The 25,938-nt window shown below is 60.1% G+C and carries 31 protein-coding genes; all 31 read left to right on the forward strand.

What is annotated here, in order from left to right:
- Positions 1-20 precede the first annotated feature (20 nt).
- The 31 genes from rplL to ON753_RS08285 all read left to right on the forward strand — a co-directional run bounded on the left by rplL (position 21) and on the right by ON753_RS08285 (position 25,810).
- On the forward strand, positions 21-401 hold the full coding sequence (gene rplL / locus ON753_RS08135) for a 50S ribosomal protein L7/L12 (RefSeq protein WP_265962058.1): 381 nt from the start codon (positions 21-23) through the stop codon (positions 399-401).
- Positions 402-677: 276 nt separating this feature from the next.
- Positions 678-4,817, forward strand: coding sequence for a DNA-directed RNA polymerase subunit beta (gene rpoB / locus ON753_RS08140; RefSeq protein ID WP_265962059.1), 4,140 nt, complete (start codon positions 678-680; stop codon positions 4,815-4,817).
- A gap of 91 nt (positions 4,818-4,908) precedes the next feature.
- Positions 4,909-9,105, forward strand: a complete 4,197-nt coding sequence (gene rpoC / locus ON753_RS08145) for a DNA-directed RNA polymerase subunit beta' (protein ID WP_265962060.1) — start codon at positions 4,909-4,911, stop codon at positions 9,103-9,105.
- Between the two features lie 76 nt (positions 9,106-9,181).
- Positions 9,182-9,475 carry a regulator gene (locus tag ON753_RS08150; protein ID WP_265962061.1) on the forward strand — a complete coding sequence of 98 codons (294 nt, stop codon included), beginning with the start codon at positions 9,182-9,184 and terminating at the stop codon, positions 9,473-9,475.
- A gap of 637 nt (positions 9,476-10,112) precedes the next feature.
- Entirely contained in the window at positions 10,113-10,484 is a 372-nt protein-coding gene (gene rpsL, locus ON753_RS08155; protein ID WP_006936459.1) for a 30S ribosomal protein S12, read from the forward strand.
- 12 nt (positions 10,485-10,496) lie between these two features.
- Positions 10,497-10,967: a 30S ribosomal protein S7 gene (gene rpsG / locus ON753_RS08160; RefSeq protein ID WP_265962062.1), complete on the forward strand. Its 471-nt coding sequence runs from the start codon at positions 10,497-10,499 to the stop codon at positions 10,965-10,967.
- Positions 10,968-10,991: 24 nt separating this feature from the next.
- Complete coding sequence (fusA, locus tag ON753_RS08165) at positions 10,992-13,067, forward strand: elongation factor G (RefSeq protein ID WP_265962063.1); 2,076 nt, start codon at positions 10,992-10,994, stop codon at positions 13,065-13,067.
- 46 nt (positions 13,068-13,113) lie between these two features.
- Positions 13,114-14,304, forward strand: a complete 1,191-nt coding sequence (gene tuf, locus ON753_RS08170; RefSeq protein ID WP_265962052.1) for an elongation factor Tu — start codon at positions 13,114-13,116, stop codon at positions 14,302-14,304.
- Between the two features lie 72 nt (positions 14,305-14,376).
- Positions 14,377-14,685 (forward strand): 30S ribosomal protein S10, encoded by a 309-nt coding sequence (rpsJ, locus tag ON753_RS08175; RefSeq protein WP_006936455.1) that lies wholly within the window; start codon positions 14,377-14,379, stop codon positions 14,683-14,685.
- A gap of 23 nt (positions 14,686-14,708) precedes the next feature.
- The gene (gene rplC, locus ON753_RS08180; protein ID WP_265962064.1) at positions 14,709-15,419 is read left to right on the forward strand and encodes a 50S ribosomal protein L3; all 711 of its coding nucleotides are present in this window, start codon (positions 14,709-14,711) and stop codon (positions 15,417-15,419) included.
- Positions 15,419-16,039, forward strand: coding sequence for a 50S ribosomal protein L4 (gene rplD / locus ON753_RS08185; RefSeq protein WP_265962065.1), 621 nt, complete (start codon positions 15,419-15,421; stop codon positions 16,037-16,039). The genes rplC and rplD overlap by 1 nt, the downstream gene beginning before the upstream one ends.
- Complete coding sequence (locus ON753_RS08190; protein WP_155189788.1) at positions 16,036-16,329, forward strand: 50S ribosomal protein L23; 294 nt, start codon at positions 16,036-16,038, stop codon at positions 16,327-16,329. Before rplD ends, ON753_RS08190 begins: the two co-directional genes overlap by 4 nt.
- A gap of 19 nt (positions 16,330-16,348) precedes the next feature.
- A complete protein-coding gene (gene rplB, locus ON753_RS08195; RefSeq protein WP_265962066.1) occupies positions 16,349-17,182 on the forward strand; it encodes a 50S ribosomal protein L2 in 834 nt (277 codons plus the stop codon).
- 12 nt (positions 17,183-17,194) lie between these two features.
- Complete coding sequence (rpsS, locus tag ON753_RS08200) at positions 17,195-17,473, forward strand: 30S ribosomal protein S19 (RefSeq protein ID WP_265962067.1); 279 nt, start codon at positions 17,195-17,197, stop codon at positions 17,471-17,473.
- A gap of 2 nt (positions 17,474-17,475) precedes the next feature.
- Entirely contained in the window at positions 17,476-17,856 is a 381-nt protein-coding gene (gene rplV / locus ON753_RS08205; protein ID WP_265962068.1) for a 50S ribosomal protein L22, read from the forward strand.
- Complete coding sequence (gene rpsC / locus ON753_RS08210; RefSeq protein ID WP_265962069.1) at positions 17,856-18,584, forward strand: 30S ribosomal protein S3; 729 nt, start codon at positions 17,856-17,858, stop codon at positions 18,582-18,584. Before rplV ends, rpsC begins: the two co-directional genes overlap by 1 nt.
- Before the next feature lie 47 nt (positions 18,585-18,631).
- Complete coding sequence (rplP, locus tag ON753_RS08215; protein WP_265962070.1) at positions 18,632-19,045, forward strand: 50S ribosomal protein L16; 414 nt, start codon at positions 18,632-18,634, stop codon at positions 19,043-19,045.
- Between the two features lie 21 nt (positions 19,046-19,066).
- Positions 19,067-19,267 (forward strand): 50S ribosomal protein L29, encoded by a 201-nt coding sequence (gene rpmC / locus ON753_RS08220; protein ID WP_265962071.1) that lies wholly within the window; start codon positions 19,067-19,069, stop codon positions 19,265-19,267.
- A gap of 10 nt (positions 19,268-19,277) precedes the next feature.
- Positions 19,278-19,508, forward strand: coding sequence for a 30S ribosomal protein S17 (rpsQ, locus tag ON753_RS08225; RefSeq protein WP_265962072.1), 231 nt, complete (start codon positions 19,278-19,280; stop codon positions 19,506-19,508).
- Positions 19,509-19,577: 69 nt separating this feature from the next.
- Complete coding sequence (rplN, locus tag ON753_RS08230) at positions 19,578-19,946, forward strand: 50S ribosomal protein L14 (RefSeq protein ID WP_006936443.1); 369 nt, start codon at positions 19,578-19,580, stop codon at positions 19,944-19,946.
- Positions 19,946-20,263: a 50S ribosomal protein L24 gene (gene rplX, locus ON753_RS08235; protein WP_265962073.1), complete on the forward strand. Its 318-nt coding sequence runs from the start codon at positions 19,946-19,948 to the stop codon at positions 20,261-20,263. The genes rplN and rplX overlap by 1 nt, the downstream gene beginning before the upstream one ends.
- Positions 20,256-20,813 (forward strand): 50S ribosomal protein L5, encoded by a 558-nt coding sequence (gene rplE, locus ON753_RS08240; protein ID WP_265962074.1) that lies wholly within the window; start codon positions 20,256-20,258, stop codon positions 20,811-20,813. The genes rplX and rplE overlap by 8 nt, the downstream gene beginning before the upstream one ends.
- A gap of 21 nt (positions 20,814-20,834) precedes the next feature.
- Complete coding sequence (gene rpsN, locus ON753_RS08245) at positions 20,835-21,140, forward strand: 30S ribosomal protein S14 (protein ID WP_265962075.1); 306 nt, start codon at positions 20,835-20,837, stop codon at positions 21,138-21,140.
- Between the two features lie 12 nt (positions 21,141-21,152).
- Positions 21,153-21,551, forward strand: coding sequence for a 30S ribosomal protein S8 (rpsH, locus tag ON753_RS08250; protein ID WP_265962076.1), 399 nt, complete (start codon positions 21,153-21,155; stop codon positions 21,549-21,551).
- Positions 21,552-21,591: 40 nt separating this feature from the next.
- A complete protein-coding gene (gene rplF, locus ON753_RS08255) occupies positions 21,592-22,125 on the forward strand; it encodes a 50S ribosomal protein L6 (protein WP_265962077.1) in 534 nt (177 codons plus the stop codon).
- Positions 22,126-22,137: 12 nt separating this feature from the next.
- The gene (gene rplR, locus ON753_RS08260; protein ID WP_265962078.1) at positions 22,138-22,500 is read left to right on the forward strand and encodes a 50S ribosomal protein L18; all 363 of its coding nucleotides are present in this window, start codon (positions 22,138-22,140) and stop codon (positions 22,498-22,500) included.
- Between the two features lie 41 nt (positions 22,501-22,541).
- Positions 22,542-23,108 (forward strand): 30S ribosomal protein S5, encoded by a 567-nt coding sequence (rpsE, locus tag ON753_RS08265; RefSeq protein WP_265962079.1) that lies wholly within the window; start codon positions 22,542-22,544, stop codon positions 23,106-23,108.
- A 41-nt stretch (positions 23,109-23,149) separates the two neighbouring features.
- Positions 23,150-23,347 carry a 50S ribosomal protein L30 gene (rpmD, locus tag ON753_RS08270; protein ID WP_265962080.1) on the forward strand — a complete coding sequence of 66 codons (198 nt, stop codon included), beginning with the start codon at positions 23,150-23,152 and terminating at the stop codon, positions 23,345-23,347.
- 22 nt (positions 23,348-23,369) lie between these two features.
- Positions 23,370-23,837, forward strand: a complete 468-nt coding sequence (gene rplO, locus ON753_RS08275; RefSeq protein WP_265962081.1) for a 50S ribosomal protein L15 — start codon at positions 23,370-23,372, stop codon at positions 23,835-23,837.
- Positions 23,838-23,885: 48 nt separating this feature from the next.
- Positions 23,886-25,217, forward strand: coding sequence for a preprotein translocase subunit SecY (gene secY / locus ON753_RS08280; protein WP_265962082.1), 1,332 nt, complete (start codon positions 23,886-23,888; stop codon positions 25,215-25,217).
- Positions 25,214-25,810: an adenylate kinase gene (locus ON753_RS08285; protein ID WP_265962083.1), complete on the forward strand. Its 597-nt coding sequence runs from the start codon at positions 25,214-25,216 to the stop codon at positions 25,808-25,810. Before secY ends, ON753_RS08285 begins: the two co-directional genes overlap by 4 nt.
- The last annotated feature ends 128 nt before the right edge of the window (positions 25,811-25,938 follow it).

Genomic DNA, 25,938 nt, shown 5'->3' on the forward strand with positions numbered 1-25,938 from the left:
GAACCTAAGGTACTTACAAAATGGCTGATCTTGAAAAGCTCGTTGATGAACTGTCTGCACTGACCGTTATGGAAGCTGCTGAACTCAGCAAGCTTCTGGAAGAAAAGTGGGGCGTCTCCGCCGCTGCTCCGGTTGCTGTTGCTGCTGCTGGCGGTGCTGCTGCTGATGCGGGTGCTGCTGCTGAAGAGAAAACCGAATTTGACGTGGTCCTGGCTTCTGCCGGCGACAAGAAAATCAACGTCATCAAGGAAGTCCGCGCAATCACCGGTCTTGGCCTGAAGGAAGCTAAGGAGCTCGTCGAAAGCGCTCCGAAGGCGGTCAAGGAAGGCGTTAGCAAAGACGAAGCAGAAGAGCTGAAGAAGAAGCTCGAAGAAGCTGGTGCTTCCGTCGAGCTGAAGTAAGAAGGCTTTTGCCTTTCAGGCGGTCCCGGTTCGTCCGGGACCGTTACTTGCCCCGGCGGGACTTCCCGTTTCCGGGGCGAACGTACCACTGGGGCAACCTTGATCCGCGTGAACGCGGGCAGGCATGCACCAGACCCCTAACCGGTCTGCTTTCAAGTGGTGGCACTTCAAAGCGGATTGATCCAGGGGGACGGTTTTCCGAAGCGCCCGGGCGCTGGCCCGATTGGAAAAGGGGCGTTTCGGGAAGCCGTTACCCGGCTGCTACGAGGAGCGACAATGACCCAAACGTTCAACGGTCGCAAAAAGGTCCGTAAATATTTCGGAACCATCCGCGATGTCGCGGCTATGCCCAATCTCATCGAAGTTCAAAAAGCATCCTACGACCAGTTCCTGCAGGTCGACGAGATGCCGGGCGGTGGCCGCAAAAGTGAAGGCCTGGAAGCGGTCTTCCAGTCAGTATTTCCGATTTCCGATTTTGCGGGTACTTCGCTTCTGGAATTTGTTTCCTACGAATTTGAAGCTCCCAAATACGACGTCGACGAGTGCCGTCAGCGCGACATGACCTACGCCGCTCCGCTGAAGGTCACCCTGCGGCTCATCGTGTTCGACGTCGACGAAGACACCGGCGCCAAGTCCGTAAAGGACATCAAGGAGCAGGATGTCTACATGGGCGACATGCCGTTCATGACCGACAACGGCACCTTTATCGTCAACGGCACCGAGCGCGTGATCGTCTCCCAGATGCACCGCTCCCCGGGGGTCTTCTTCGACCACGACAAGGGCAAGACCCATTCTTCCGGCAAGCTGCTGTTTGCCGCCCGGGTGATCCCGTATCGCGGTTCCTGGCTCGACATCGAGTTCGATGCCAAGGACGTCGTTCATGCGCGTATCGACCGCCGCCGCAAGATTCCTGTGACGTCGCTCCTGATGGCGCTCGGCCTCGACGGCGAGGAGATCCTCAACACCTTCTACAATCGGGTCGAGTATACCCGTCAGAAGGACGGTTCCTGGCGCATGCCGTTTGACGGCAATCGCCTCAAGGGCACCAAGGCGTCCTATGACCTGATCGACGCCGACAGCGGCGAAGTGGTGATCGAAGGCGGCCGCAAGATCACCGCCCGCACGATCAAGCAGCTCGACGAAAAGGGCGTCAAGGCGCTGAAGGTCACCGACGAGGACCTCTTCGGCCAGTATCTTGCCGAAGACATCGTCGACGCCAAGACGGGTGAGATCTACTGCGAAGCCGGGGACGAGCTCAACGGCAAGTTGCTGGAAGAGCTGGTCGAGCGCGGCTATCACGACCTGTCGATTCTCGACATCGACCACATCAACACCGGCGCTTATATCCGCAACACGCTTGCGGTCGACAAGAACGAGTCCCGCGAGGACGCGCTGTTCGACATCTACCGCGTGATGCGCCCGGGCGAGCCGCCCACGATCGACACCGCCGAGGCGATGTTCCAGTCGCTGTTCTTCGATCCGGAGCGGTACGACCTTTCCGCCGTTGGCCGCGTGAAGATGAACATGCGCCTCGACGTGGAATGCGAAGACACGGTCCGCACGCTGCGCAAGGACGACATCCTGGAGGTTATCCGGGTGCTCGTGGAACTGCGCGACGGCAAGGGGGAAATCGACGATATCGACAACCTCGGCAACCGCCGTGTCCGCTCGGTCGGCGAACTGATGGAAAACCAGTACCGCGTCGGCCTGCTGCGCATGGAACGCGCGATCAAGGAGCGCATGAGCTCCGTCGAGATCGACACGGTCATGCCGCAGGACCTGATCAATGCGAAGCCGGCTGCCGCTGCCGTGCGTGAATTCTTCGGCTCCTCGCAGCTGTCGCAGTTCATGGACCAGACCAACCCGCTGTCGGAAGTCACTCACAAGCGCCGCCTGTCGGCGCTTGGCCCGGGCGGCCTGACCCGCGAGCGTGCGGGCTTCGAGGTTCGCGACGTTCACCCGACGCATTACGGCCGTATCTGCCCGATCGAGACCCCGGAAGGCCCGAACATCGGTCTGATCAACTCGCTGGCAACCTTCGCACGCGTGAACAAGTACGGCTTCATCGAAAGCCCGTACCGGAAAGTGAAGGGCGGCGCCGTGACCCGCGAGGTCGTCTATCTGTCCGCGATGGAGGAAGCCAAGCACTATGTGGCGCAGTCCAATGCCGTCTATGACGAGGAAGGCCGCTTCACGGAAGAGCTGATCACCTGCCGTCACGCCGGTGAAAACATGATGGTCCCGTCCGACAAGGTCGACCTCATGGACGTGTCGCCCAAGCAGCTCGTTTCGGTTGCGGCCGCGCTCATTCCGTTCCTTGAGAACGATGACGCCAACCGCGCTCTCATGGGCTCGAACATGCAGCGTCAGGCCGTGCCGCTGGTGCGCGCCGAAGCGCCGTTCGTCGGCACCGGCATGGAGCCGATCGTGGCCCGCGATTCCGGTGCTGCCATCGGCGCACGCCGTGCAGGCGTCGTCGACCAGGTGGACGCGACGCGTATCGTCATCCGTGCAACGGAAGAGATCGATCCGGGCAAGTCCGGCGTCGACATCTATCGTCTGCAGAAGTATCAGCGCTCCAACCAGAACACCTGCATCAACCAGCGGCCGCTGGTGCGTGTGGGCGACAAGGTTCACAAGGGCGACATCATCGCGGACGGTCCGTCGACCGACCTCGGCGATCTGGCTCTCGGCCGGAACGTGCTCGTCGCGTTCATGCCGTGGAACGGCTACAACTTCGAGGATCCGATCCTTCTGTCCGAGCGCATCGTCTCCGACGACGTGTTCACCTCCATCCACCTGGAAGAGTTCGAGGTGATGGCGCGTGATACCAAGCTTGGTCCAGAAGAAATCACCCGCGATATTCCGAACGTTTCGGAAGAAGCGCTGAAGAACCTCGATGAAGCAGGTATCGTCTATATCGGTGCCGAGCTGCAGCCGGGCGACATCCTGGTCGGAAAGATCACGCCGAAGGGCGAAAGCCCGATGACGCCGGAAGAAAAACTTCTGCGCGCCATTTTCGGCGAGAAGGCCTCCGACGTCCGCGACACCTCCCTGCGCCTGCCGCCGGGCGTCTCGGGCACCGTCGTCGAAGTGCGCGTCTTCAACCGCCACGGCGTTGAAAAAGACGAGCGCGCGATGGCGATCGAGCGCGAGGAAATCGAACGCCTCGCAAAGGACCGTGACGACGAACAGGCCATCCTCGACCGCAACGTCTATGGCCGTCTGGCCGAGATGCTGATCGACAAGACCGCCGTTGCCGGCCCGAAGGGCTTCAAGAAGGACACCGTGCTGACCGGGGACGTTCTCAACGACTTCCCGCGCTCGCAGTGGTGGCAGTTCGCCACCGACGACGAGAAGTTCATGTCCGAAATCGAAGCCCTGCGCGGCCAGTATGACGACAGCCGCAAGCGGCTCGAGCAGCGGTTCATCGACAAGGTGGAGAAACTGCAGCGCGGTGACGAACTTCCGCCGGGCGTCATGAAGATGGTCAAGGTCTTCGTCGCTGTGAAGCGCAAGATCCAGCCGGGCGACAAAATGGCCGGCCGCCACGGGAACAAGGGTGTGGTCTCGAAGATTAACCCCTGCGAGGACATGCCGTTCCTGGAAGACGGCACGCATGTCGATATCGTGCTGAACCCGCTCGGCGTGCCCTCGCGCATGAACGTCGGTCAGATCCTGGAAACCCACCTCGGCTGGGCTTGCCGCGGCATGGGCAACCGGATCGGCGAACTGTATGAAGAATACAGGAAGTCCGGCGAAATCGAGCAGTTGCGCGGCAAGATCGTCGAGATCTATGGTGACAACATGAAGGGCGATAATGTCGCGGAGTACGATGACGAGAGCATCGAGCGCCTCGCGGACCAGCTGAAGAAGGGCGTTTCCATTGCAACGCCGGTCTTCGACGGGGCCCGTGAACCGGACGTTGTCGAGGCACTGGAAAGCGCCGGATACGATACGAGCGGCCAGTCCGTTCTATATGACGGTCGGACCGGTGAGGAATTCGATCGCAAGGTGACCGTGGGCTACATCTACATGCTGAAGCTCCATCACCTGGTCGATGACAAAATCCACGCCCGTTCGATCGGTCCGTACTCGCTTGTCACCCAGCAGCCGCTCGGTGGTAAGGCGCAGTTCGGCGGCCAGCGCTTCGGGGAAATGGAGGTCTGGGCTCTTGAAGCTTACGGTGCAGCCTACACGCTGCAGGAAATGCTCACAGTCAAGTCGGACGACGTGGCCGGCCGTACGAAGGTCTACGAGGCCATTGTCCGCGGCGACGACACGTTCGAAGCGGGCATTCCGGAAAGCTTCAACGTGCTTGTGAAGGAAATGCGGTCCTTGGGGCTGAACGTTGAGCTTCAACGTTCCGATGCACCCTTGCTTACCGATGAAGAAACCGCGGACGCCGCCGAGTAACACCGGTAACGGACCCCAAATGACTTGGAATGCCGGTAACGGGGAGGGGCACTAAAGCCCGCTCCCCAACCGCGCATGAAGGAGATGGATCATGAATCACGAGGTCATGAACCTGTTCAATCAACAGGCTCCCGCCCAGACCTTCGACCAGATCCGGATATCGCTTGCGAGTCCGGAAAAGATCTTGTCTTGGTCCTTCGGTGAAATCAAAAAACCGGAGACCATCAACTACCGTACGTTCAAGCCTGAACGGGACGGTCTGTTCTGCGCACGTATCTTTGGCCCGATCAAGGACTACGAATGTCTTTGCGGCAAATACAAGCGCATGAAATACAAGGGTGTCATCTGTGAAAAGTGTGGCGTTGAAGTCACCTTGTCGCGGGTGCGCCGTGAACGCATGGGCCATATCGAGCTGGCAGCTCCGGTTGCGCACATCTGGTTCCTGAAGTCCCTGCCGAGCCGCATCGGTCTGCTGCTCGACATGACGCTGAAGGATCTGGAGCGCGTGCTCTATTTCGAGAACTACGTGGTTCTCGAGCCGGGCCTGACGCCGCTCAAGCAGCACCAGCTTCTGTCTGAAGAAGACTTCATCGCCGCTCAGGACGAGTATGGCGAGGATGCCTTCACGGCAATGATCGGCGCCGAGGCGATCCGCGAGATCCTGATGAGCATGGATCTTGAGCGCGAGAGCGAAAAGCTGCGCCAGGAAATCGCCGAAGCAACCACCGAGCTGAAGCCGAAGAAACTGGCCAAGCGGCTGAAGGTCATCGAAGCCTTCATGGAATCGGGCAACCGTCCGGAATGGATGATCATGACCGTCGTTCCGGTCATCCCGCCGGATCTGCGTCCGCTGGTTCCGCTTGACGGCGGCCGGTTCGCGACGTCGGATCTGAACGATCTCTACCGCCGCGTCATCAACCGGAACAACCGTCTGCGCCGGCTGATGGAACTGCGTGCTCCGGACATCATCATCCGGAACGAAAAGCGCATGCTGCAGGAGTCCGTTGACGCCCTGTTCGACAACGGCCGCCGCGGCCGGGTCATCACCGGTGCCAACAAGCGTCCGCTGAAGTCGCTGTCCGACATGCTGAAGGGCAAGCAGGGCCGCTTCCGTCAGAACCTGCTCGGCAAGCGCGTCGACTATTCCGGCCGTTCGGTGATCACCGTGGGTCCAGAACTGAAGCTGCATCAATGCGGTCTGCCGAAGAAGATGGCGCTTGAGCTGTTCAAGCCGTTCATCTATTCGCGCCTCGACGCCAAGGGCTTCTCCTCGACCGTCAAGCAGGCCAAGAAGCTGGTGGAAAAGGAACGCCCGGAAGTCTGGGATATCCTTGACGAGGTGATCCGCGAGCACCCGGTTCTGCTGAACCGCGCGCCGACGCTTCACCGCCTAGGTATCCAGGCGTTCGAACCGACGCTGATCGAAGGCAAGGCGATCCAGCTGCACCCGCTCGTCTGTTCGGCGTTCAACGCCGACTTCGACGGTGACCAGATGGCCGTTCACGTGCCGCTGTCGCTGGAAGCCCAGCTGGAAGCGCGTACGCTGATGATGTCCACCAACAACATTCTGCACCCGGCCAACGGTGGCCCGATCATCGTGCCGTCGCAGGATATTGTTCTGGGTCTCTACTACCTGTCCATCATGGCAGAGGGCGAGCCGGGAGACGGCATGGCCTTCGGCAATGTCGGCGAGATCCACCATGCGCTGGCCAACAAGGTCATCACGCTGCACACGAAGATCAAGGGCCGGTACAAGTCCATCGATGCGGACGGCAATCCGACGTCCGAGATCAACGAGACCACACCGGGCCGGATGCTGATCGCGGAACTTCTGCCCAAGCATCACGAGGTGCCGTTCGAGGTCTGCAACAAGCTGATGACCAAGAAGGAAATCTCCAAGATGATCGACACGGTCTACCGTGCCTGCGGTCAGAAGGAGACGGTCATCTTCTGTGACCGGATCATGCAGCTTGGCTTCAAGAATGCCTGTAACGCCGGCATTTCCTTCGGTATGGACGACATGGTCATCCCGGAAACCAAGCAGAACCTGGTCGCCGAGACGTCCGCGCTCGCAACCGAATACGAGCAGCAGTACAATGACGGTCTGATCACCCAGGGCGAGAAGTACAACAAGGTTGTCGACGCCTGGGCGAAATGTACCGACAAGATCGCCGACGAGATGATGGCCCGCATCAAGGCGGTCCAGATCGATGAGGAAACCGGACGCCAGAAGCCGATGAACTCGGTCTACATGATGTCCCACTCCGGTGCGCGTGGTTCGCCCCAGCAGATGAAGCAGCTGGCCGGCATGCGTGGCCTGATGGCCAAGCCGGACGGCTCGATCATCGAGAACCCGATCATCTCGAACTTCAAGGAAGGCCTGTCGGTTCTGGAGTACTTCAACTCCACCCACGGTGCCCGTAAGGGTCTGGCCGACACTGCCTTGAAGACCGCGAACTCCGGTTACCTGACCCGCCGTCTCGTGGACGTTGCGCAGGATTCCATCATCCTTGAACCGGATTGTGGTTCCGTGCGCGGCATTACCGTGGCGCCTATCGTCGATGCGGGTAACATCATTGCCACGCTCGGCATGCGCGTTCTCGGCCGTACGACCGCGGAAGACGTATTCGACAACCTGAGCGGCGAGCTGCTTGTCCCGAAAGGCAAGCTGATCGACGAGAAGGACGTTGAAGCCATCGAAGCGGCGAAGGTTCAGCAGGTGAAGATCCGCTCGGTTCTGACCTGTGAAACCGAGACGGGCGTGTGTGCGACCTGCTACGGCCGCGACCTTGCACGCGGTACGCCGGTGAACCTTGGTGAGGCTGTCGGCGTCATCGCCGCGCAGTCCATCGGTGAGCCGGGCACGCAGCTGACCATGCGTACCTTCCATATCGGTGGTACGGCCCAGGTTGTCGACAGTTCGTTCATCGAATCCAATGTCGACGGCACGATCAAGATCCGGAACCGCTCGGTACAGCGCGATTCCGAAGGCAACCTGATTGCCATGGTCCGCAACATGTCCATCGTTGTCATCGACAGCGACGGCAACGAGCGCGCCGTGCATCGCGTCGCCTACGGCTCCAAGCTGCATGTCGACGAAGGCGATTCCGTCAAGCGGGGTCAGCGGATTGCCGAATGGGATCCGTATACCCGTCCGATGCTCGCGGAAGTCGACGGTATCGTGGACTTCGAAGACCTGGTCGACGGCGCGTCCGTTCAGGAAACGGCCGACGAGGCGACCGGTATTACCAAGCGTGTCGTCATCGACTGGCGTTCGTCCCAGCGTGGTGCCGATCTGAAGCCGGCCATCGTCGTCAAGGACGAGAAGGGGACGATCAAGAAGTCGGCCCGCGGTTCGGATGCCCGCATCCTGCTTTCGGTGGATGCGATCCTGTCCGTTCAGCCGGGCGCATCGGTCAAGGCCGGTGACGTTCTGTCCCGTATCCCGCTGGAAAGCGCCAAGACGAAGGACATTACCGGTGGTCTGCCGCGTGTTGCGGAACTGTTCGAAGCCCGCCGTCCGAAGGATCATGCGATCATCGCCGAAATCGATGGTACGATCCGCTTCGGCCGCGACTACAAGAACAAGCGCCGCATCATCATCGAGCCGGCAGAGGAGGGTGTCGAGCCCGTCGAATACCTCATCCCGAAGGGCAAGCACTTCCACCTGCAGGAAGGCGATGCCATCGAGAAGGGGGAATACATCCTCGACGGCAACCCGGCACCGCATGACATTCTGGCCGTCAAAGGCGTGGAGGCCCTGGCTGCCTACCTCGTCAACGAGATCCAGGAAGTCTACCGTCTGCAGGGTGTGACGATCAACGACAAGCACATCGAGGTGATCGTTCGCCAGATGCTGCAGAAGATCGAGATCACCGATACGGGCGACACCGAGTTCTTCTCCGGCGAGCAGGTCGACAAGATCGACTTCGAAGAAGCCAACCGCAAGGCGGTCGACGCTGCGCGCGATCCGGCGAAGGGCGTTCCGGTTCTTCTCGGGATCACCAAGGCGTCGCTGCAGACCCGATCCTTCTTCTCGGCCGCCTCCTTCCAGGAGACGACCCGCGTTCTTACGGACGCTGCCGTCAATGGCAAGATCGACCCGCTGGTCGGTCTGAAGGAGAACGTCATTGTGGGCCGGCTGATCCCGGCCGGCACCGGCGGGGTCATGAAGCGCATCCGCCAGATTGCAGTCCATCGCGACGACCTAATCCAGGAAGCGCAGCGGCAGCAGTCTTCGGAAAGCGCGGCGGAAGGCCTGCTGGAAGACATGACCGGGGCCGAATAACCGGCCTCACGAAGACAAATCGAAAGGCCGCCCCCGGGCGGCCTTTCTTTTAACCTGAGCCAGGGTGAGACCAGTGATGAATGATAACGAACCTGAACTTGATCCGGTGGTGTACATCGTGATCGGCCGCGTTTGGGAAAACGAAGAGGCCGCCCCGCAAGACGCGATCACGATCCAGGCGCTGCTGACGGCAGCCGATGATGACGACGCTGTCCGCAAGACGCTCGAGTCGCTGTCGGCCCAGGGATACGCGGAGGCCGAGCTCGACCAGATCGGCATCATGGACGGCGAACCGGACGACGCGATTTACGAGGAAGCCTATCAGGACGCCCTTGAAGGCAATGTCGCCATCGTGACCTTCACGGGCTGAAGGCGTTCCTGCACAGCGGGACGGGCCCGGCAGAGCCTGCAGGGTAGGTTTGCCCATGCAGGAGCGGCGGCGACCGTACTCGCGCTCAAAGGAATCGCCTGCGGCTCCAGCGAGTCGCAACGCTTCCGCCGGGCGCGGATACCCGCCAACCCGGCCCGACGGGACCTGCGCGATCGGCTCACGATCAAAATCCGCGGTGGGCCGCCGTGCCGGCCGCGAAAGAAAATTACAAAACCACCGTCCTATTGTTGCGGTGACGCGCGCTAAGGGGCGGAAATCGTGTCGGAAATTGAGAGTGCAGTTCGGCAGCCGGCGGAATTGCTGTTTTTTCGACAAAGCACTTGACGCAATGGGTGCATGTGAGTAGTTTCCGCGCATCCCAAGGGCAGGCGGTAAGAGTGAACCGTCCAGCGCATCCAAAGCGTAGGACCCAATCCTCTTAAACGCTGCCGGGTTATATAGGCGAATACGCGTCGATTGCATGACCGCGAGGCAACTCGTGGTCCTCTGGTTTTTCGCAGCGCCGGCCGCTCCTGAGAGCGTGCGGGCGCGATTCTGCATGTCTATACGACGTGTCGAATCTGCGGGGACTGCAGTTGCATACGAATTTTTGGATGGACAAGGTAAAGGGCAAAGAATGCCGACCATCAACCAGTTGATCCGCAAGCCGCGGAAAGATCCGCCGAAGCGGAACAAGGTGCCGGCCATGGAGGCCTGCCCCCAGAAGCGTGGTGTTTGCACCCGCGTTTACACGACGACGCCGAAGAAGCCGAACTCGGCTCTGCGTAAGGTGGCCAAGATCCGCCTGACCAACGGCTTTGAAGTCATCGGTTACATCCCGGGTGAAGGCCACAACCTTCAGGAACACTCGGTGGTGATGATCCGTGGCGGCCGCGTGAAGGACTTGCCGGGTGTGCGCTACCACATCATTCGTGGTGTGCTCGATACCCAGGGCGTCAAGGATCGCAAGCAGCGCCGTTCGAAATACGGCGCGAAGCGGCCGAAGTAAGGAGCACATCAGATGTCCCGTCGTCACCGCGCTGAAAAACGCGAAATCAACCCGGATCCGAAATTCGGGGATACCGTCGTCACCAAGTTCATGAACTCGATCATGTACGACGGCAAGAAATCTGTTGCAGAACGCATCGTCTACGGTGCTTTCGACGTCGTTGAAAACAAGACCCGCGAGAACCCGATCGAAGTGTTCCACGCGGCTCTTGAGAACGTCATGCCGCAAGTGGAAGTGCGCTCCCGCCGCGTTGGTGGTGCGACCTACCAGGTGCCGGTCGAGGTTCGTGTCGACCGTCGTCAGGCGCTGGCAATCCGCTGGCTGATCGCTGCTGCACGCAACCGCAACGAAACCACGATGGTTGGTCGTCTTTCCGGCGAGCTGCTCGACGCGGCAAACAACCGTGGCACCGCAGTGAAGAAGCGCGAAGACACGCATCGGATGGCCGATGCCAACCGCGCGTTCTCGCACTATCGCTGGTAATCAGGACTTCGAAGGGCTGACGCTATGGCGCGCACGCATAATATCGAGGACTACCGCAACTTCGGCATCATGGCTCACATTGATGCCGGCAAGACGACTACGACCGAGCGGATCCTCTACTACACTGGCAAGAGCCACAAGATTGGCGAAGTCCATGACGGCGCGGCCACCATGGACTGGATGGAGCAGGAGCAGGAGCGTGGCATCACGATCACCTCTGCTGCGACCACCGCTTTCTGGAAAGAAAAGCGTCTGAACATCATCGACACCCCGGGTCACGTCGACTTCACCATTGAAGTCGAGCGCTCGCTGCGTGTTCTTGACGGCGCTGTCGCCCTTCTGGACGCAAACGCAGGCGTTGAGCCGCAGACCGAGACTGTCTGGCGCCAGGCCGACAAGTATCACGTCCCGCGGATGATCTTCGTCAACAAGATGGACAAGCTCGGCGCCGATTTCGACCGCTGCGTGAAGATGATCAAGGAGCGCCTCGGCGCGACCCCGCTGGTCATGCAGATCCCGGTCGGAGCTGAAAACGACTTTGCCGGCTGTGTCGACCTTCTGAAAATGAAGGCGCTCATCTGGGAGGCTGAAAACCTCGGTGCTGCCTGGGATGAAGTCGAGATTCCGGCCGACCTTCAGGACCGTGCGCAGGAAATGCGCGACCTGCTGGTGGAAACGGCCGTCGAAGTCGACGAAGCGGCAATGGAAGCTTACCTGGAAGGCGAAGAGCCGTCCGTGGAAAAGCTGAAGGAACTGGTCCGCAAGGGCACGATCAACAACGACTTCGTTCCGGTCTTCTGCGGTTCGGCATTCAAGAACAAGGGTGTTCAGCCGTTGCTGGACGGCGTTGTCGACTACCTGCCGAGCCCGATCGAAGTTCGGGCGATCAAGGGTATCGATCCGAAGACCGAAGGTGAAGTCCTTCGCAAGTCGTCCGACGATGAGCCGCTCAGCCTCCTGGCGTTCAAGATCGCAAACGACCCGTTCGTCGGTTCGCTGACTTTCTGCCGCATCTATTCCGGTGTTCTGAACAAGGGCGTGTCCCTGCTCAACACCGTGAAGGAAAAGCGTGAGCGCGTCGGCCGCATGATGCAGATGCACTCCAACTCGCGCGAAGACATCGATGTCGCCTATGCCGGTGATATCGTCGCCATCGCAGGCCTGAAGGACACCACGACCGGCGACACCCTTTGTGATCCGCTGAAGCCGGTGATCCTGGAGCGCATGGAGTTCCCCGCGCCGGTTATCGAGATCGCGGTCGAGCCGAAGACCAAGAGTGACCAGGAAAAAATGGGCCTTGCCCTGAACCGCCTGGCTGCCGAAGATCCGTCGTTCCGCGTGAAAACCGACGAAGAATCCGGTCAGACCATCATCGCCGGCATGGGCGAGCTGCACCTGGACATCATCGTCGACCGCATGAAGCGCGAGTTCAAAGTCGAGGCAAACATCGGTGCTCCGCAGGTTGCCTACCGCGAAACCATCACCAAGGTTGCTGAAGTGGACTATACCCACAAGAAGCAGTCCGGTGGTTCCGGCCAGTTCGCTCGCATCAAGCTCATCATCGAGCCGGCAGAGCCGAACCAGGGCTATGTCTTCGAAAGCAAGATCGTCGGCGGTTCCGTTCCGAAGGAATACATTCCGGGCGTTACCAAAGGTATCGAGAGCGTCATGTCGTCCGGCCCGATCGCCGGCTTCCCGATGCTCGACATCAAGGCAACCCTGGTCGACGGTGCCTATCACGATGTTGACTCGTCCGTTCTGGCCTTCGAAATCGCCGGCCGTGCCGGTTTCCGCGAAGGCATCCAGAAGGCAGGTCCGAAACTGCTCGAGCCGATCATGAAGGTCGAGGTCGTCACCCCGGAAGACTACATGGGTGATGTGATCGGCGACCTGAACTCCCGTCGTGGCCAGATCGCAGGTACGGAAAACCGGGGTGTCGTCACTGTCATCACCGCAATGGTTCCGCTGGCCAACATGTTTGGCTATGTGAACAACCTGCGTTCCATGTCTCAGGGCCGCGCCCAGTACTCGATGGTGTTCGATCACTACGAGCAAGTGCCGCAGGCTGTCGCCGAAGAGGTTCAGGCGAAATACGCCTGATCCCAGCTTCTTAACGTCAAAAGAAATAGAGAAACGGAGTAATCCGATGGCGAAAGAAAAATTTGAGCGCACGAAGCCGCACGTTAACATTGGCACGATTGGCCACGTTGACCATGGCAAGACGACGCTGACTGCAGCAATCACCATGACACTTGCCGAGACCGGCGGTGCGACGGCGAGAGCTTACGACGAGATCGACGGTGCGCCTGAAGAAAAGGCCCGCGGCATCACCATCTCCACGGCACACGTTGAGTACGAGACGGAAAACCGTCACTACGCTCACGTCGACTGCCCTGGCCACGCCGACTATGTGAAGAACATGATCACCGGCGCGGCGCAGATGGACGGCGGCATCCTGGTGGTTTCGGCGGCTGACGGCCCGATGCCGCAGACCCGCGAGCACATCCTCCTGGCGCGCCAGGTCGGCGTTCCGGCGCTGGTGGTGTTCATGAACAAGGTCGACCAGGTCGACGACGAAGAGCTGCTCGAGCTCGTCGAAATGGAAGTCCGCGAACTTCTGTCCTCCTACGAGTTCCCGGGCGACGACATTCCGATCGTCAAGGGTTCGGCCCTGGCGGCCGTGGAAAACCGCGATCCGGCCATCGGCCGCGATGCGATCCGTGAGTTGATGGCTCAGGTCGACGCGTATATCCCGACCCCGGAACGTCCGAAGGACATGCCGTTCCTGATGCCGATCGAAGACGTGTTCTCGATCTCCGGCCGCGGCACGGTTGTGACCGGGCGTGTGGAGCGTGGCATCGTCAAGGTGGGCGAGGAAGTCGAGATCGTCGGCATCAAGGACACCCGCAAGACGACGGTTACCGGCGTTGAAATGTTCCGCAAGCTGCTGGACAGCGGCGAAGCGGGCGACAACATCGGTGCGCTGATCCGCGGTATCGGCCGTGACGACGTTGAGCGCGGCCAGGTTCTTTGCAAGCCGGGTTCGGTTACCCCGCACACGAAGTTCAAGGCCGAGGCCTACATCCTGACGAAGGAAGAAGGCGGCCGTCATACCCCGTTCTTCACCAACTACCGCCCGCAGTTCTACTTCCGCACGACGGACGTGACCGGTGTGGTGACGCTGCCGGAAGGCACGGAAATGGTGATGCCGGGCGACAACGTCTCGGTTGACGTCGAACTGATCGTGCCGATCGCCATGGAAGAAGGCCTGCGCTTCGCTATCCGCGAAGGCGGCCGCACCGTCGGCGCCGGCGTCGTCGCATCCATCATCGAATAATCGACAGCCGGGCCTGCCGGTGTACCGAATTACTACGCGGGCAGGCCTGCAGTCTTATTGGGAACAATAACAATGAACGGTCAGAACATCCGGATCCGCCTGAAGGCGTTCGACCACCGTATTCTGGACGCCTCCACCAAGGAGATCGTCAATACGGCCAAGCGGACCGGTGCTCAGGTACGGGGTCCCGTACCGCTGCCGACGCGGATCGAGAAGTACACAGTGCTTCGCGGACCGCATATCGATAAGAAAAGCCGCGATCAGTTCGAGATGCGTACGCATAAGCGCCTTCTCGATATCGTTGATCCGACGCCCCAGACGGTCGACGCGCTGATGAAGCTCGATCTGGCCGCTGGTGTCGACGTCGAAATCAAGCTGTAAGCCGGGTCGAAGGGGACACATCCATGCGTTCTGGAGTGATCGCTCAGAAAGTGGGCATGACCCGCATCTACAACGATGCGGGCGAGCATGTTCCGGTCACTGTGCTGCGGCTGGAAAATTGCCAGGTAGTAGCTCAGCGGACTGATGAAAAGAATGGTTACACCGCGCTGCAGCTCGGCGCGGGTGGCCGCAAAGTCAAAAACACGCCGAAGGCGATGCGCGGCCACTTTGCCGTTGCACAGGTCGAGCCGAAGCGGACCGTGGTCGAGTTCCGCGTTTCCGCGGACAACCTGATCGACATCGGTGCGGAACTGACCGCTGACCACTATGTCGAAGGTCAGTTTGTCGACGTGACGGGGACTTCGATCGGTAAGGGTTTTGCCGGTGCGATGAAGCGCCACAACTTTGGTGGCGGCCGTGCCTCGCACGGTAACTCCGTCTCGCACCGTTCGCACGGTTCCACCGGTCAGTGTCAGGACCCGGGCCGCGTGTTCAAGGGCAAGAAAATGGCCGGTCACATGGGCGATGCCCGGGTGACCACGCAGAACCTGAAGGTTGTGCGCACTGATGTTGAGCGTGGCCTGATCATGGTCGAGGGCTCTGTTCCGGGCGCCAAGGGCGGCTGGATCCTGGTTCGCGACGCGATCAAAAAGGCGCTGCCGGAAAACGTTCCGGTTCCGGGTGCTTTCAAGGCATCCGAAGCGACTGCGGCCGCCGGGAAGGAGAGTGAGTGATGGAACTCCAGGTCAAGACCCTCGAAGGTGGGGCGGCCGGTTCGATCACGGTGTCTGACGAGATCTTCGGTCTCGAGCCGCGCACCGATTTGATCCACCGCGTGGTGCGTTGGCAGCTGGCGAAACGCCAGGCCGGCACCCACAAAACACTGGGCCGTTCGGAAGTTACTGGTTCGACGAAGAAATTCGTTCGCCAGAAAGGTTCCGGCGGTGCACGTCACGGCAACAAGAAGGCCCCGCAGTTCCGCGGTGGGGGCAGGGCATTCGGTCCGGTCGTTCGCGACCACAGCCATGAGCTGCCGAAGAAGGTCCGCGCCCTCGGCCTGAAGCACGCTCTGTCGGCGAAAGCCCGGGCAGACAGCATCGTTGTCGTGGAAGACGCAAAGGCCGCCGAATCCAAGACCAAGGCACTGAAGGCTCAGCTTGCAAAGCTCGGCCTGACCAACGCCCTGGTGATTGACGGCGCCGAAGTCGACAACAACTTTGCACTGGCATCGCGCAACATTCCGCATCTGGATGTGCTGCCGGTTCAGGGCATCAACGTTTACGACATTCTGCGGGCCAACACGCTTGTGTTGACCAAGGCCGCGGTGTCCGCACTCGAGGAGCGCTTCAAATGAGCAATCTTCCTCACTACGACAAAATAGTCGGCCCGGTGATCACCGAAAAGTCGACGATGGCTTCTGAAGAGAACAAGGTTGTCTTCAAGGTTGCCAACGACGCAACCAAGCCGGAAATCAAGGCCGCGGTCGAAGCGCTGTTCGGTGTCAAAGTCACGGCAGTGAACACTCTTGTCCGCAAGGGCAAGGTGAAGCGCTTCCGCGGACGTCTTGGCCGTCAGTCTGACTTCAAGAAGGCCGTCGTAACGCTGCAGGAAGGTCACGGCATCGACGTGACCACCGGGCTCTAAGGACGGGGACTTAAGAAAAATGGCACTTAAGACATTCAACCCGACGTCCCCAGGCCGCCGTCAGCTGGTACAGGTTGACCGCTCGGGTCTGTGGAAGGGCAAGCCGGTCAAGACGCTGACCGAAGGTCTGTCCAAGAGCGGCGGGCGTAACAACGCCGGTCGCCTGACGGCACCGAACCGTGGTGGCGGTCACAAGCGGACTTACCGCCTTGTGGACTTCAAGCGCCGCAAGTGGGACGTGCCGGCGACGGTAGAGCGCCTCGAATACGATCCGAACCGGACCGCATTCATCGCTCTCATCCGTTATGAAGACGGCGAACTGAGTTACATCCTGGCGCCGCAGCGCCTGGCTGTCGGCGACACTGTCGTTGCCGGTGAAAACGTCGACGTGAAGCCTGGCAATGCCGCGCCGCTGGCGCGCATTCCGGTCGGAACGATCGTACACAATATCGAGCTGAAGCCGGGCAAGGGCGCCCAGGTCGCCCGCTCTGCCGGCGCCTTCGTTCAGATCGTCGGCCGCGACCAGGGTTACACCACGCTGCGCCTGATGTCTGGCGAGCAGCGCCGTGTACTCGGCTCCTGCATGGCAACCGTTGGCGCCGTGTCCAATCCGGACCACGCGAACGTGAACCTCGGTAAAGCAGGCCGCTCTCGCTGGCTTGGCATTCGCCCGCATACCCGCGGTGTTGCCATGAACCCGATCGACCACCCGCATGGTGGTGGTGAAGGCCGGACCTCAGGCGGTCGTCATCCGGTTACCCCTTGGGGTAAACCGACCAAAGGTAAACGCACGCGGCGTAATAAGCAGACCGATAAGTATATCGTCCGCAGCCGCCACGCGCGCAAGAAGTAAAGGGCAAGGATCGTGGCACGTTCGATCTGGAAAGGTCCGTTTGTCGACGGGTATCTGCTGAAGAAAGCGGACAAGGTCCGTGAGTCCGGCCGGAACGAGGTCATCAAGACCTGGAGCCGCCGCTCAACGGTTCTCCCGCAGTTCGTAGGTTTGACCTTCGGCGTCTACAACGGTCAAAAGCACGTTCCGGTGCTGGTGTCTGAAGAGATGATCGGTCACAAGTTTGGCGAGTTCTCGCCGAGCCGGACCTATTACGGACACGGCGCCGACAAGAAGGCGAAGAGGAAGTAGCGATGGGCAAGCCGAAGCGTGAGCGGACGCTCGCTGACAATGAGGCCCGGGCAATGACCCGTATGCTGCGCGTTTCGCCGCGCAAGCTGAACCTCGTTGCGGCTGCGATCCGTGGTAAAAAAGTCGGTTCCGCGATCGCGGACCTGACATTCTCCCGCAAGCGCATCGCGCAGGACGTCAAGAAGACGTTGATGTCCGCCATTGCCAACGCGGAAAACAACCATGACCTGGACATTGACAACCTGATGGTTGCCGAAGCTCATGTTGGCAAAGCCTTTGTCATCAAGCGGTTCCAGGCCCGTGCACGTGGCCGCGTCGGACGGATCGAGAAGCCGTTCTCGAACCTGACCATCGTCGTGCGCGAAGTTGAGGAGACTGCCTGATGGGACACAAAGTCAACCCGATCGGCATGCGCCTCGGGATCAACCGCACCTGGGACTCCCGCTGGTTCGCGAACAAGAACGAGTACGGCGATCTTCTTCACGAAGACTTCCGCATCCGTGAGTTCCTGATGAAGGAACTGAAGCAGGCTGCGGTCTCCAAGGTGGTTATCGAGCGCCCACACAAGAAGTGCCGCGTGTCCATTCACTCCGGTCGTCCGGGTGTGGTCATCGGCAAGAAGGGCGCCGACATCGAACGTCTTCGCAAGAAGATCGCCGAAATCACCAAGTCGGAAGTGCACATCAACATCATCGAAGTGCGCAAGCCGGAAATCGATGCGACGCTGGTCGCCGCCTCGATCGCTCAGCAGCTGGAACGCCGTGTTGCCTTCCGCCGCGCCATGAAGCGGGCCGTTCAGTCCGCCATGCGTCTCGGCGCCCAGGGCATCCGGATCAACTGCGGCGGCCGTCTCGGTGGCGCGGAAATCGCGCGTATCGAATGGTACCGTGAAGGCCGCGTGCCGCTCCACACCCTGCGTGCCGATATCGACTACGGTATCGCGTCCGCTCACACGGCTTACGGCGTGTGCGGTGTGAAGGTCTGGATCTTCAAGGGTGAAATTCTGGAGCATGATCCCATGGCGTCCGAACGCCGTGCGACCTCCGCTTCCGAAGGTAACCAGGGTGATCGCGGCGGACGCCGGGATCGGGGCCGCGAGCGCGCAGCTTAAGTCAAGCTGCCTGCCGCTCGTAAGATAAGAAAGACGAGAGAAGAACGATGCTGCAACCGAAGCGCACAAAGTTCCGCAAGCAGCACAAAGGCCGCATCCACGGCTTGTCGAAGGGAGGCACCGACCTCAACTTCGGCGCATTCGGTCTGAAGGCGATTGAGCCGGAACGTGTAACTGCACGTCAGATCGAAGCGGCCCGTCGTGCTATGACCCGTCACATGAAGCGTGCGGGTCGTGTTTGGATCCGTATCTTCCCGGACGTTCCGGTTTCTTCGAAGCCTGCCGAAGTCCGCATGGGTAAGGGTAAGGGATCGCCGGATTACTGGGCTTGCCGCGTCAAGCCGGGCCGGATCATGTTTGAAATCGACGGTGTGCCGGAAGACGTGGCTCGCGAAGCCATGCGTCTTGCTGCTGCCAAGCTGCCGATCAAGTGCCGGTTCGTTCAGCGTATCGGCGAGTAGGCAGGCGAGGAGTTTAGAGCCATGAAGGCTACCGATGTACGGGCAAAGACCCTCGACGAGCTCCGCAGTGAGCTTGAGGGCCTGAAGAAAGAGCAGTTCAACCTGCGCTTCCAGAAGGCAACGGGTCAGCTTGAAAACACAGCGCGTGTCCGGCAGATCCGCCGCGATATCGCGCGTATTCAGACGATCATGCGCGAAAAGCGCGTGTCGGCGAACGCGTAAGGAGACGGCTATGCCGAAGCGTATCCTGCAGGGCACCGTTGTTAGCGACGCCAATGACAAAACGGTGACGGTTAATGTGGAGCGTCGCTTCACGCACCCGCTGCTGAAGAAGACTGTGCGCCGGACCAAGAAGTACCGTGCACACGACGAGACCAACCAGTACAAGGTTGGCGACATTGTTCTGATCGAAGAATGCGCGCCGATCTCCAAAAATAAACGTTGGACCGTGGTCGCTCAGTGACCACGCTCCATTCAGTGAGCATCAGGCGCCCGTGGTACGAGCGCCGATAGAAGAACAAGGCAGCCAGTCATGATTCAGATGCAAACAAACCTCGACGTCGCCGATAATTCCGGCGCCCGTCGTGTCATGTGCATCAAAGTGCTCGGCGGCTCCAAGCGCAAATACGCCCAGGTCGGTGACATCATTGTTGTTTCCGTCAAAGAGGCTATTCCGCGGGGCCGCGTGAAAAAGGGCGACGTGATGAAGGCTGTCGTCGTGCGCACGGCAAAGGATATCCGCCGTCCCGATGGCAGCGTGATCCGGTTCGACCGCAATGCGGCCGTGCTGGTCAACAACAACAAGGAGCCGATCGGCACCCGTATCTTTGGTCCGGTGCCGCGTGAACTCCGAGCCAAGAACCATATGAAAATCATCTCGCTCGCGCCGGAGGTGCTCTGATGGCTGCGAAAATCAAAAAAGGCGACACGGTGGTTGTGCTGACCGGCCGTGACAAGGGTAAGTCCGGCGAAGTCATCAAGATCGTGACCGCCGACAACAAGGCCCTGGTCCGCGGTGTCAACATGGTTCGCCGTCACCAGAAGCAGACCCAGACGCAGACAGCCGGCATCGTGGCCAAGGAAGCCCCGATCCATCTGTCCAACATCGCACTGGCCGATCCGGCGGACGGCAAGGCGACGCGTGTCGGCTTCAAGGTGAAGGACGATGGCACCAAGGTCCGTGTGGCCAAGCGTTCGGGAGACCTGATCGATGGCTGAGACCACTTACGTGCCGCGTCTGAAGACGCATTATGATGAAGTCGTGCGCAAGCAGCTTCAGGAGAAGTTCGAGTACAAGAACGTCATGCAGGTTCCGCGGCTGGAAAAGGTCGTGTTGAACATCGGCATCGGCGAAGCGGTTGCCGATTCCAAGAAGGCCCGCATCGCTGCAGACGACCTGGCTCTCATCGCCGGCCAGAGGCCGGTGATCACCACGGCGAAGAAATCCATCGCGACCTTCAAGGTTCGCGAAGGCATGCCGCTTGGTGCCAAGGTGACCCTGCGCCGCCAGCAGATGTTCGAGTTCCTGGACCGTCTGGTCAACATCGCGCTGCCGCGCGTGCGTGACTTCCGTGGTCTGAATCCGAAGAGCTTCGACGGTCGCGGCAACTACGCCATGGGCATCAAGGAACACATCGTGTTCCCGGAAATCGAGTACGACAAGGTCGACCAGATCTGGGGCATGGACGTGATCATTTGCACAACGGCGCCGAGTGATGACGAAGCGCGCGAGCTTCTGCGCGCGTTCAACTTCCCGTTCACGAAGTAACGGGCAAGGAAGGGACCGACGATGGCGAAGAAAAGCGCAGTCGAAAAAAACAAGCACCGCGAGCGGCTTGTCAAGAAATACGCTGAAAAGCGCGCCGCTCTGAAGGCAATGGCAAAAGACGAAAGTCTGTCGCTTGAAGAGCGTTTCAATGCCCGCCTGAAGCTGGCGAAACTGCCGCGGAATTCCGCGCCGAACCGCATTCGCAACCGCTGCGAAGTGTCCGGCCGTCCGCGCGGTTACTACCGCAAGCTGAAGATGTCGCGTATTGCGCTTCGTGAACTGGGTTCCCTGGGCAAGATCCCAGGCCTGGTCAAGTCGAGCTGGTAAGGAGAAACTCCGATGGCAATTTCTGATCCGTTGGGGGATATGCTGACCCGGATTCGCAACGCGCAAATGCGTCGCAAGAACAAGGTCAGCTCACCAAACTCCAAATTGCGTGCACATGTACTTGATGTGCTGGCAAAAGAGGGGTACATCCGTGGCTACACCACGGTGGAATACGAGGGCGGCAAGTCCGAGTTGGAAATCGAACTGAAGTATTTCGACGGTGAACCGGTTATCCGCACGATTGAGCGGGTTTCAAAGCCGGGCCGCCGCGTTTACTCGTCGGTGAGAAACATCCCGCATGTCTCCAATGGCCTGGGCGTGTCGATCATTTCGACCCCGCGCGGCGTCATGAGCGACCATCAGGCGCGGGAAGAGAACGTAGGTGGTGAGGTTCTTTGCCGCGTCTTCTGATGCAGCTCCCTTACTTTAGATAAACGACAAGGTTGGTCAAATGTCTCGTATTGGCAAAAAGCCAGTCCCCGTGCCAAGCGGGGTAACGGCATCGATCGACGGTCAGAAGGTTACGGTCAAGGGCCCGAAAGGCGAAAAGTCTTTCGTGCTCAACGACTTGGTTCTGGCCGAAATGACGGACGATGGAATCAAGATCGATCCGCGCAACAACACCAAGCCGGCCCGCTCCATGTGGGGCATGAGCCGGTCGATGGTGTCGAACCTGATCACCGGCGTGACCGAGGGCTTCAAGAAAGACCTCGCCATCACCGGCGTCGGGTACCGCGCGCAGGTCCAGGGTAAGAATCTTCAGCTGGCACTGGGTTTCTCGCACGATGTTGTCTATCCGATCCCGGAAGGCATCGACATCGTGTGCCCGAAACCGACGGAAATCAGCGTAACCGGTACCGACCGCCAGGTTGTCGGCCAGGTTGCCGCCGAAATCCGTGAATTCCGCCCGCCGGAGCCCTACAAGGGCAAAGGCGTTCGATATGCAGACGAGCAAATCGTCCGCAAAGAAGGCAAGAAGAAGTAACGGACCCAGATCATGGCGAACAGCAAACAAGCTTTCGAGCGCCGCCGCGATCGCGTGCGCCGTTCGATCCAGAAAGCCGCGAACGGCCGTCCGCGCCTTTCTATCTTCCGCTCGTCGAAGCAGATCTACGCCCAGATCATCGACGACGCGAAGGGACATACGATTGTCTCTGCTTCAACGATCGAAAAAGATCTCAAGGGCAGCCTGAAGACGGGCGCCGACGTTGCTGCGGCCGCAGCCGTTGGCAAGCTTGTCGCCGAGCGTGCAGTTGCCGCCGGTGTCAAGCAGGTCGTGTTCGACCGTGGCGGGTACATGTACCACGGGCGCGTGAGAGCGCTTGCTGATGCAGCCCGCGAAGGTGGACTTGAATTCTGACCAGCGCCCGTTGGCGCTCTTAAGAACGGAAGACGTATAATATGGCGAGACAGGATAATCGCGATCGCGACGAGCGAGACAGCGAATTCGTTGACAAGCTCGTTCACATCAACCGCGTTGCGAAAGTGGTCAAGGGTGGCCGCCGGTTCGGCTTCGCAGCACTCGTCGTGGTTGGTGACCAGAAGGGCCGTGTCGGATTTGGTCATGGCAAGGCACGCGAAGTGCCGGAAGCCATCCGCAAGGCAACGGAAGCTGCAAAGCGCACGATGATCCGCGTGCCGCTGCGTGAAGGCCGGACACTCCACCACGATGTCGAGGGCCGTCACGGGGCAGGCAAGGTGCTGCTGCGTGCAGCTCCGGCCGGTACCGGCATCATCGCAGGCGGCCCGATGCGCGCCGTCTTCGAGACGCTCGGCGTTCAGGACGTTGTGGCAAAGTCGCTGGGGACCTCAAACCCCTACAACATGGTCCGTGCAACCTTTGCTGCACTGACCAAGGAAGACAGCCCGCGTTCCGTGGCTGCCCGCCGGGGCCTCAAGGTCTCCGTGCTGCAGTCTCGGCGCCGGGACAACACCGATGAGGCGGCTCCGGCTGCCGCCGAGGCTTGACCTTGGCGGCTCCGGTCCCCAGCTGAAAGAGGGTAGGTTCCATGGCGAACACCGAAATGACTGTTACGGTCGAACAGATCGGCAGCCCGCTGCGCCGTCCGAAGGATCAGCGCGCGACGCTCATCGGTCTCGGCCTGAACAAGATGCACCGCCGTTCCACACTGAAGGACACTCCCGAAGTGCGCGGCATGATCAATAAGGTCCAGCATCTCGTTCGTGTCGTCGAAGACGACGCGTAAGGACGGGGTGAGGAGAGAAAACATGAAGCTCAATGAACTTCGTGACAACGAAGGTGCCGTCAAAGACCGCATCCGCGTTGGCCGCGGCATCGGGTCCGGCAAAGGCAAGACCGGCGGCCGCGGTGTGAAGGGTCAGAAGTCCCGGTCCGGCGTGGCGATCAAAGGCTTTGAAGGCGGCCAGATGCCGATTCACCGCCGCCTGCCGAAGCGCGGATTCACGAACATCTTTGCCAACGACTACAACACTGTATCCGTCGGCCGCGTTCAGAAGGCCATCGATGCGGGCAAGCTCAATGCTTCCGAGACGGTCACCGTCGAAGCACTGAAGGCTGCCGGCGTCGTCAAGCGGATCCGTGACGGTGTGCGCATCGTCGCCAACGGTGAACTCACCGCTGCGGTGACCTTTGAAGTTGCAGGTGCCTCCAAGGGTGCTGTTGCAGCAATCGAAAAAGCGGGCGGCAAAGTGGCCGTTCTGGGAGCTCAGGCTTAACAGCCTGGGCTTTCCCGTTTGTGGGCAAGTATCTGACCGGAGTAGGGCATGGCATCCGCCGCCGAGCAACTGGCGTCTAATCTCAATTTCTCAGCTTTCGCCAAGGCTGAAGAGCTCAAGAAGCGCATCTGGTTCACGCTGGGGGCGCTTTTGGTTTATCGACTGGGCACCTATATTCCCATGCCCGGCATCAATCCCGAGGCGTTCGCGCAGGCGTTCAACCAGGCGCAGTCCGGCATCATCGGCATGTTCAACATGTTTGCCGGCGGCGCCGTCGAGCGTATGGCGATCTTTGCCCTCGGCATCATGCCCTATATTTCCGCCTCCATTATCATGCAGCTCATGACGACCGTCGTGCCGTCGCTGGAGCAGATGAAAAAGGAAGGCGAGCAGGGCCGGAAGGTCATCAACCAGTATACGCGCTACGGAACCGTGATTCTCGCCGCGTTCCAGGCCTACGGCATTGCCATCGGTCTGGAAGGGGCGGCGAATGTCGTGACCGATCCGGGCTGGTTCTTCCGCGCTTCCACGGTCATCACGCTGGTCGGCGGAACCATGTTCCTGATGTGGCTGGGCGAACAGATCACGTCCCGCGGCATCGGCAACGGCATCTCGCTGATCATCTTCGCGGGCATCGTCGCGGGCCTTCCGGCGGCGGTGGTGCAGACCCTGGAACTCGGCCGTCAGGGCTCCCTGGCAACCTGGATCATTCTTGCGGTCATCATTCTGGCCGTCGTCGTGATCGGGTTCATCGTATTCATGGAGCGGGCGCAGCGCCGCCTGCTGATCCAATATCCGAAGCGCCAGATGGGCAACCGCATGTTCGAGGGCAACACCTCGTTCCTGCCGCTGAAGCTCAACACCGCCGGTGTCATTCCGCCGATCTTCGCCTCTTCGCTTCTGCTCGTCCCGGCAACGCTTGCCGGTTTCGGCCAGGGCTCGGGCAATGAGTGGCTGACCTACATCACTGCGGCACTCGGTCACGGGCAGCCACTGTTCATGGTTGCCTATGCCGGGATGATCATTTTCTTCTGCTTCTTCTACACGGCGATCGTCTTCAATCCGAGCGATACGGCCGACAATCTGAAGAAACATGGCGGCTTTATCCCGGGAATCCGGCCCGGCGAGCGGACGGCTCAGTATATCGACTATGTCCTGACGCGCATCACGACCGTCGGCGCGATATACATCACCATCGTTTGTCTATTACCCGAATTCCTCATATCCGCGACGGGCGTTCCGTTCTATTTCGGAGGAACCTCACTGTTGATTGTCGTGAGCGTGACAATGGATACCGTATCGCAGATCCAGGGCCATTTGCTTGCGCATCAGTATGAGGGTCTGGTGAAAAAAGCGAAACTCAGGGGGAGGCGCCGATGAGGCTTATTCTGGTAGGACCGCCAGGAGCGGGTAAGGGGACACAGGCCGCACGCCTCGTCGAGAACTACGACATCCCTCAGCTTTCAACCGGCGACATGTTGCGCGCCGCCGTTGCTGCCCGCACCCCGGTCGGCCTCAAGGCGAAGGAAGTGATGGATGCCGGTGGTCTCGTTTCCGACGAGATCGTTGTCGGCATCATCCGGGACCGGATCGCGGAAGACGACGCCAAGAAGGGCTTCATTCTGGACGGTTTCCCCCGCACGCTCGCCCAGGCGGAAGCTCTGGACGTGATGCTGAAGTCGGGAAATCTGGAGCTCGACGCCGTCATAGAACTGCGGGTCGACCAGACAAAGCTGGTAGACCGGATCATCAAGCGGGCGGAAGATGCCAAGGCCGCTGGCGAACCGGTCCGCAAGGATGACGACCCGGAAGTTTTCAAGCAGCGCCTCGAAGCTTACAACCGCGATACCGCAGTTATTGTGCCTTATTACGAGAAAGCCGGTCTACTTTCCGTGATCGACGGCATGCAGTCCATTGACGAAGTCACGGCCTCTATAGAAACCGTGCTGCAAGGACTTGACGAAAAGGTATAGAGCCGCTAAACGACCCGCTCTACCTTACAGTTGAGCCGGTTCCATGCATGTGGGACCGGCATTCTCTGTGTCGGGGTACCCCGGCATTTTCGTACACCCGCAAGGGCCGGCCTCCACCGGACGCGGGT

This window comes from Roseibium salinum (assembly GCF_026240905.1).
GTDB classification, from domain to species: domain Bacteria; phylum Pseudomonadota; class Alphaproteobacteria; order Rhizobiales; family Stappiaceae; genus Roseibium; species Roseibium salinum.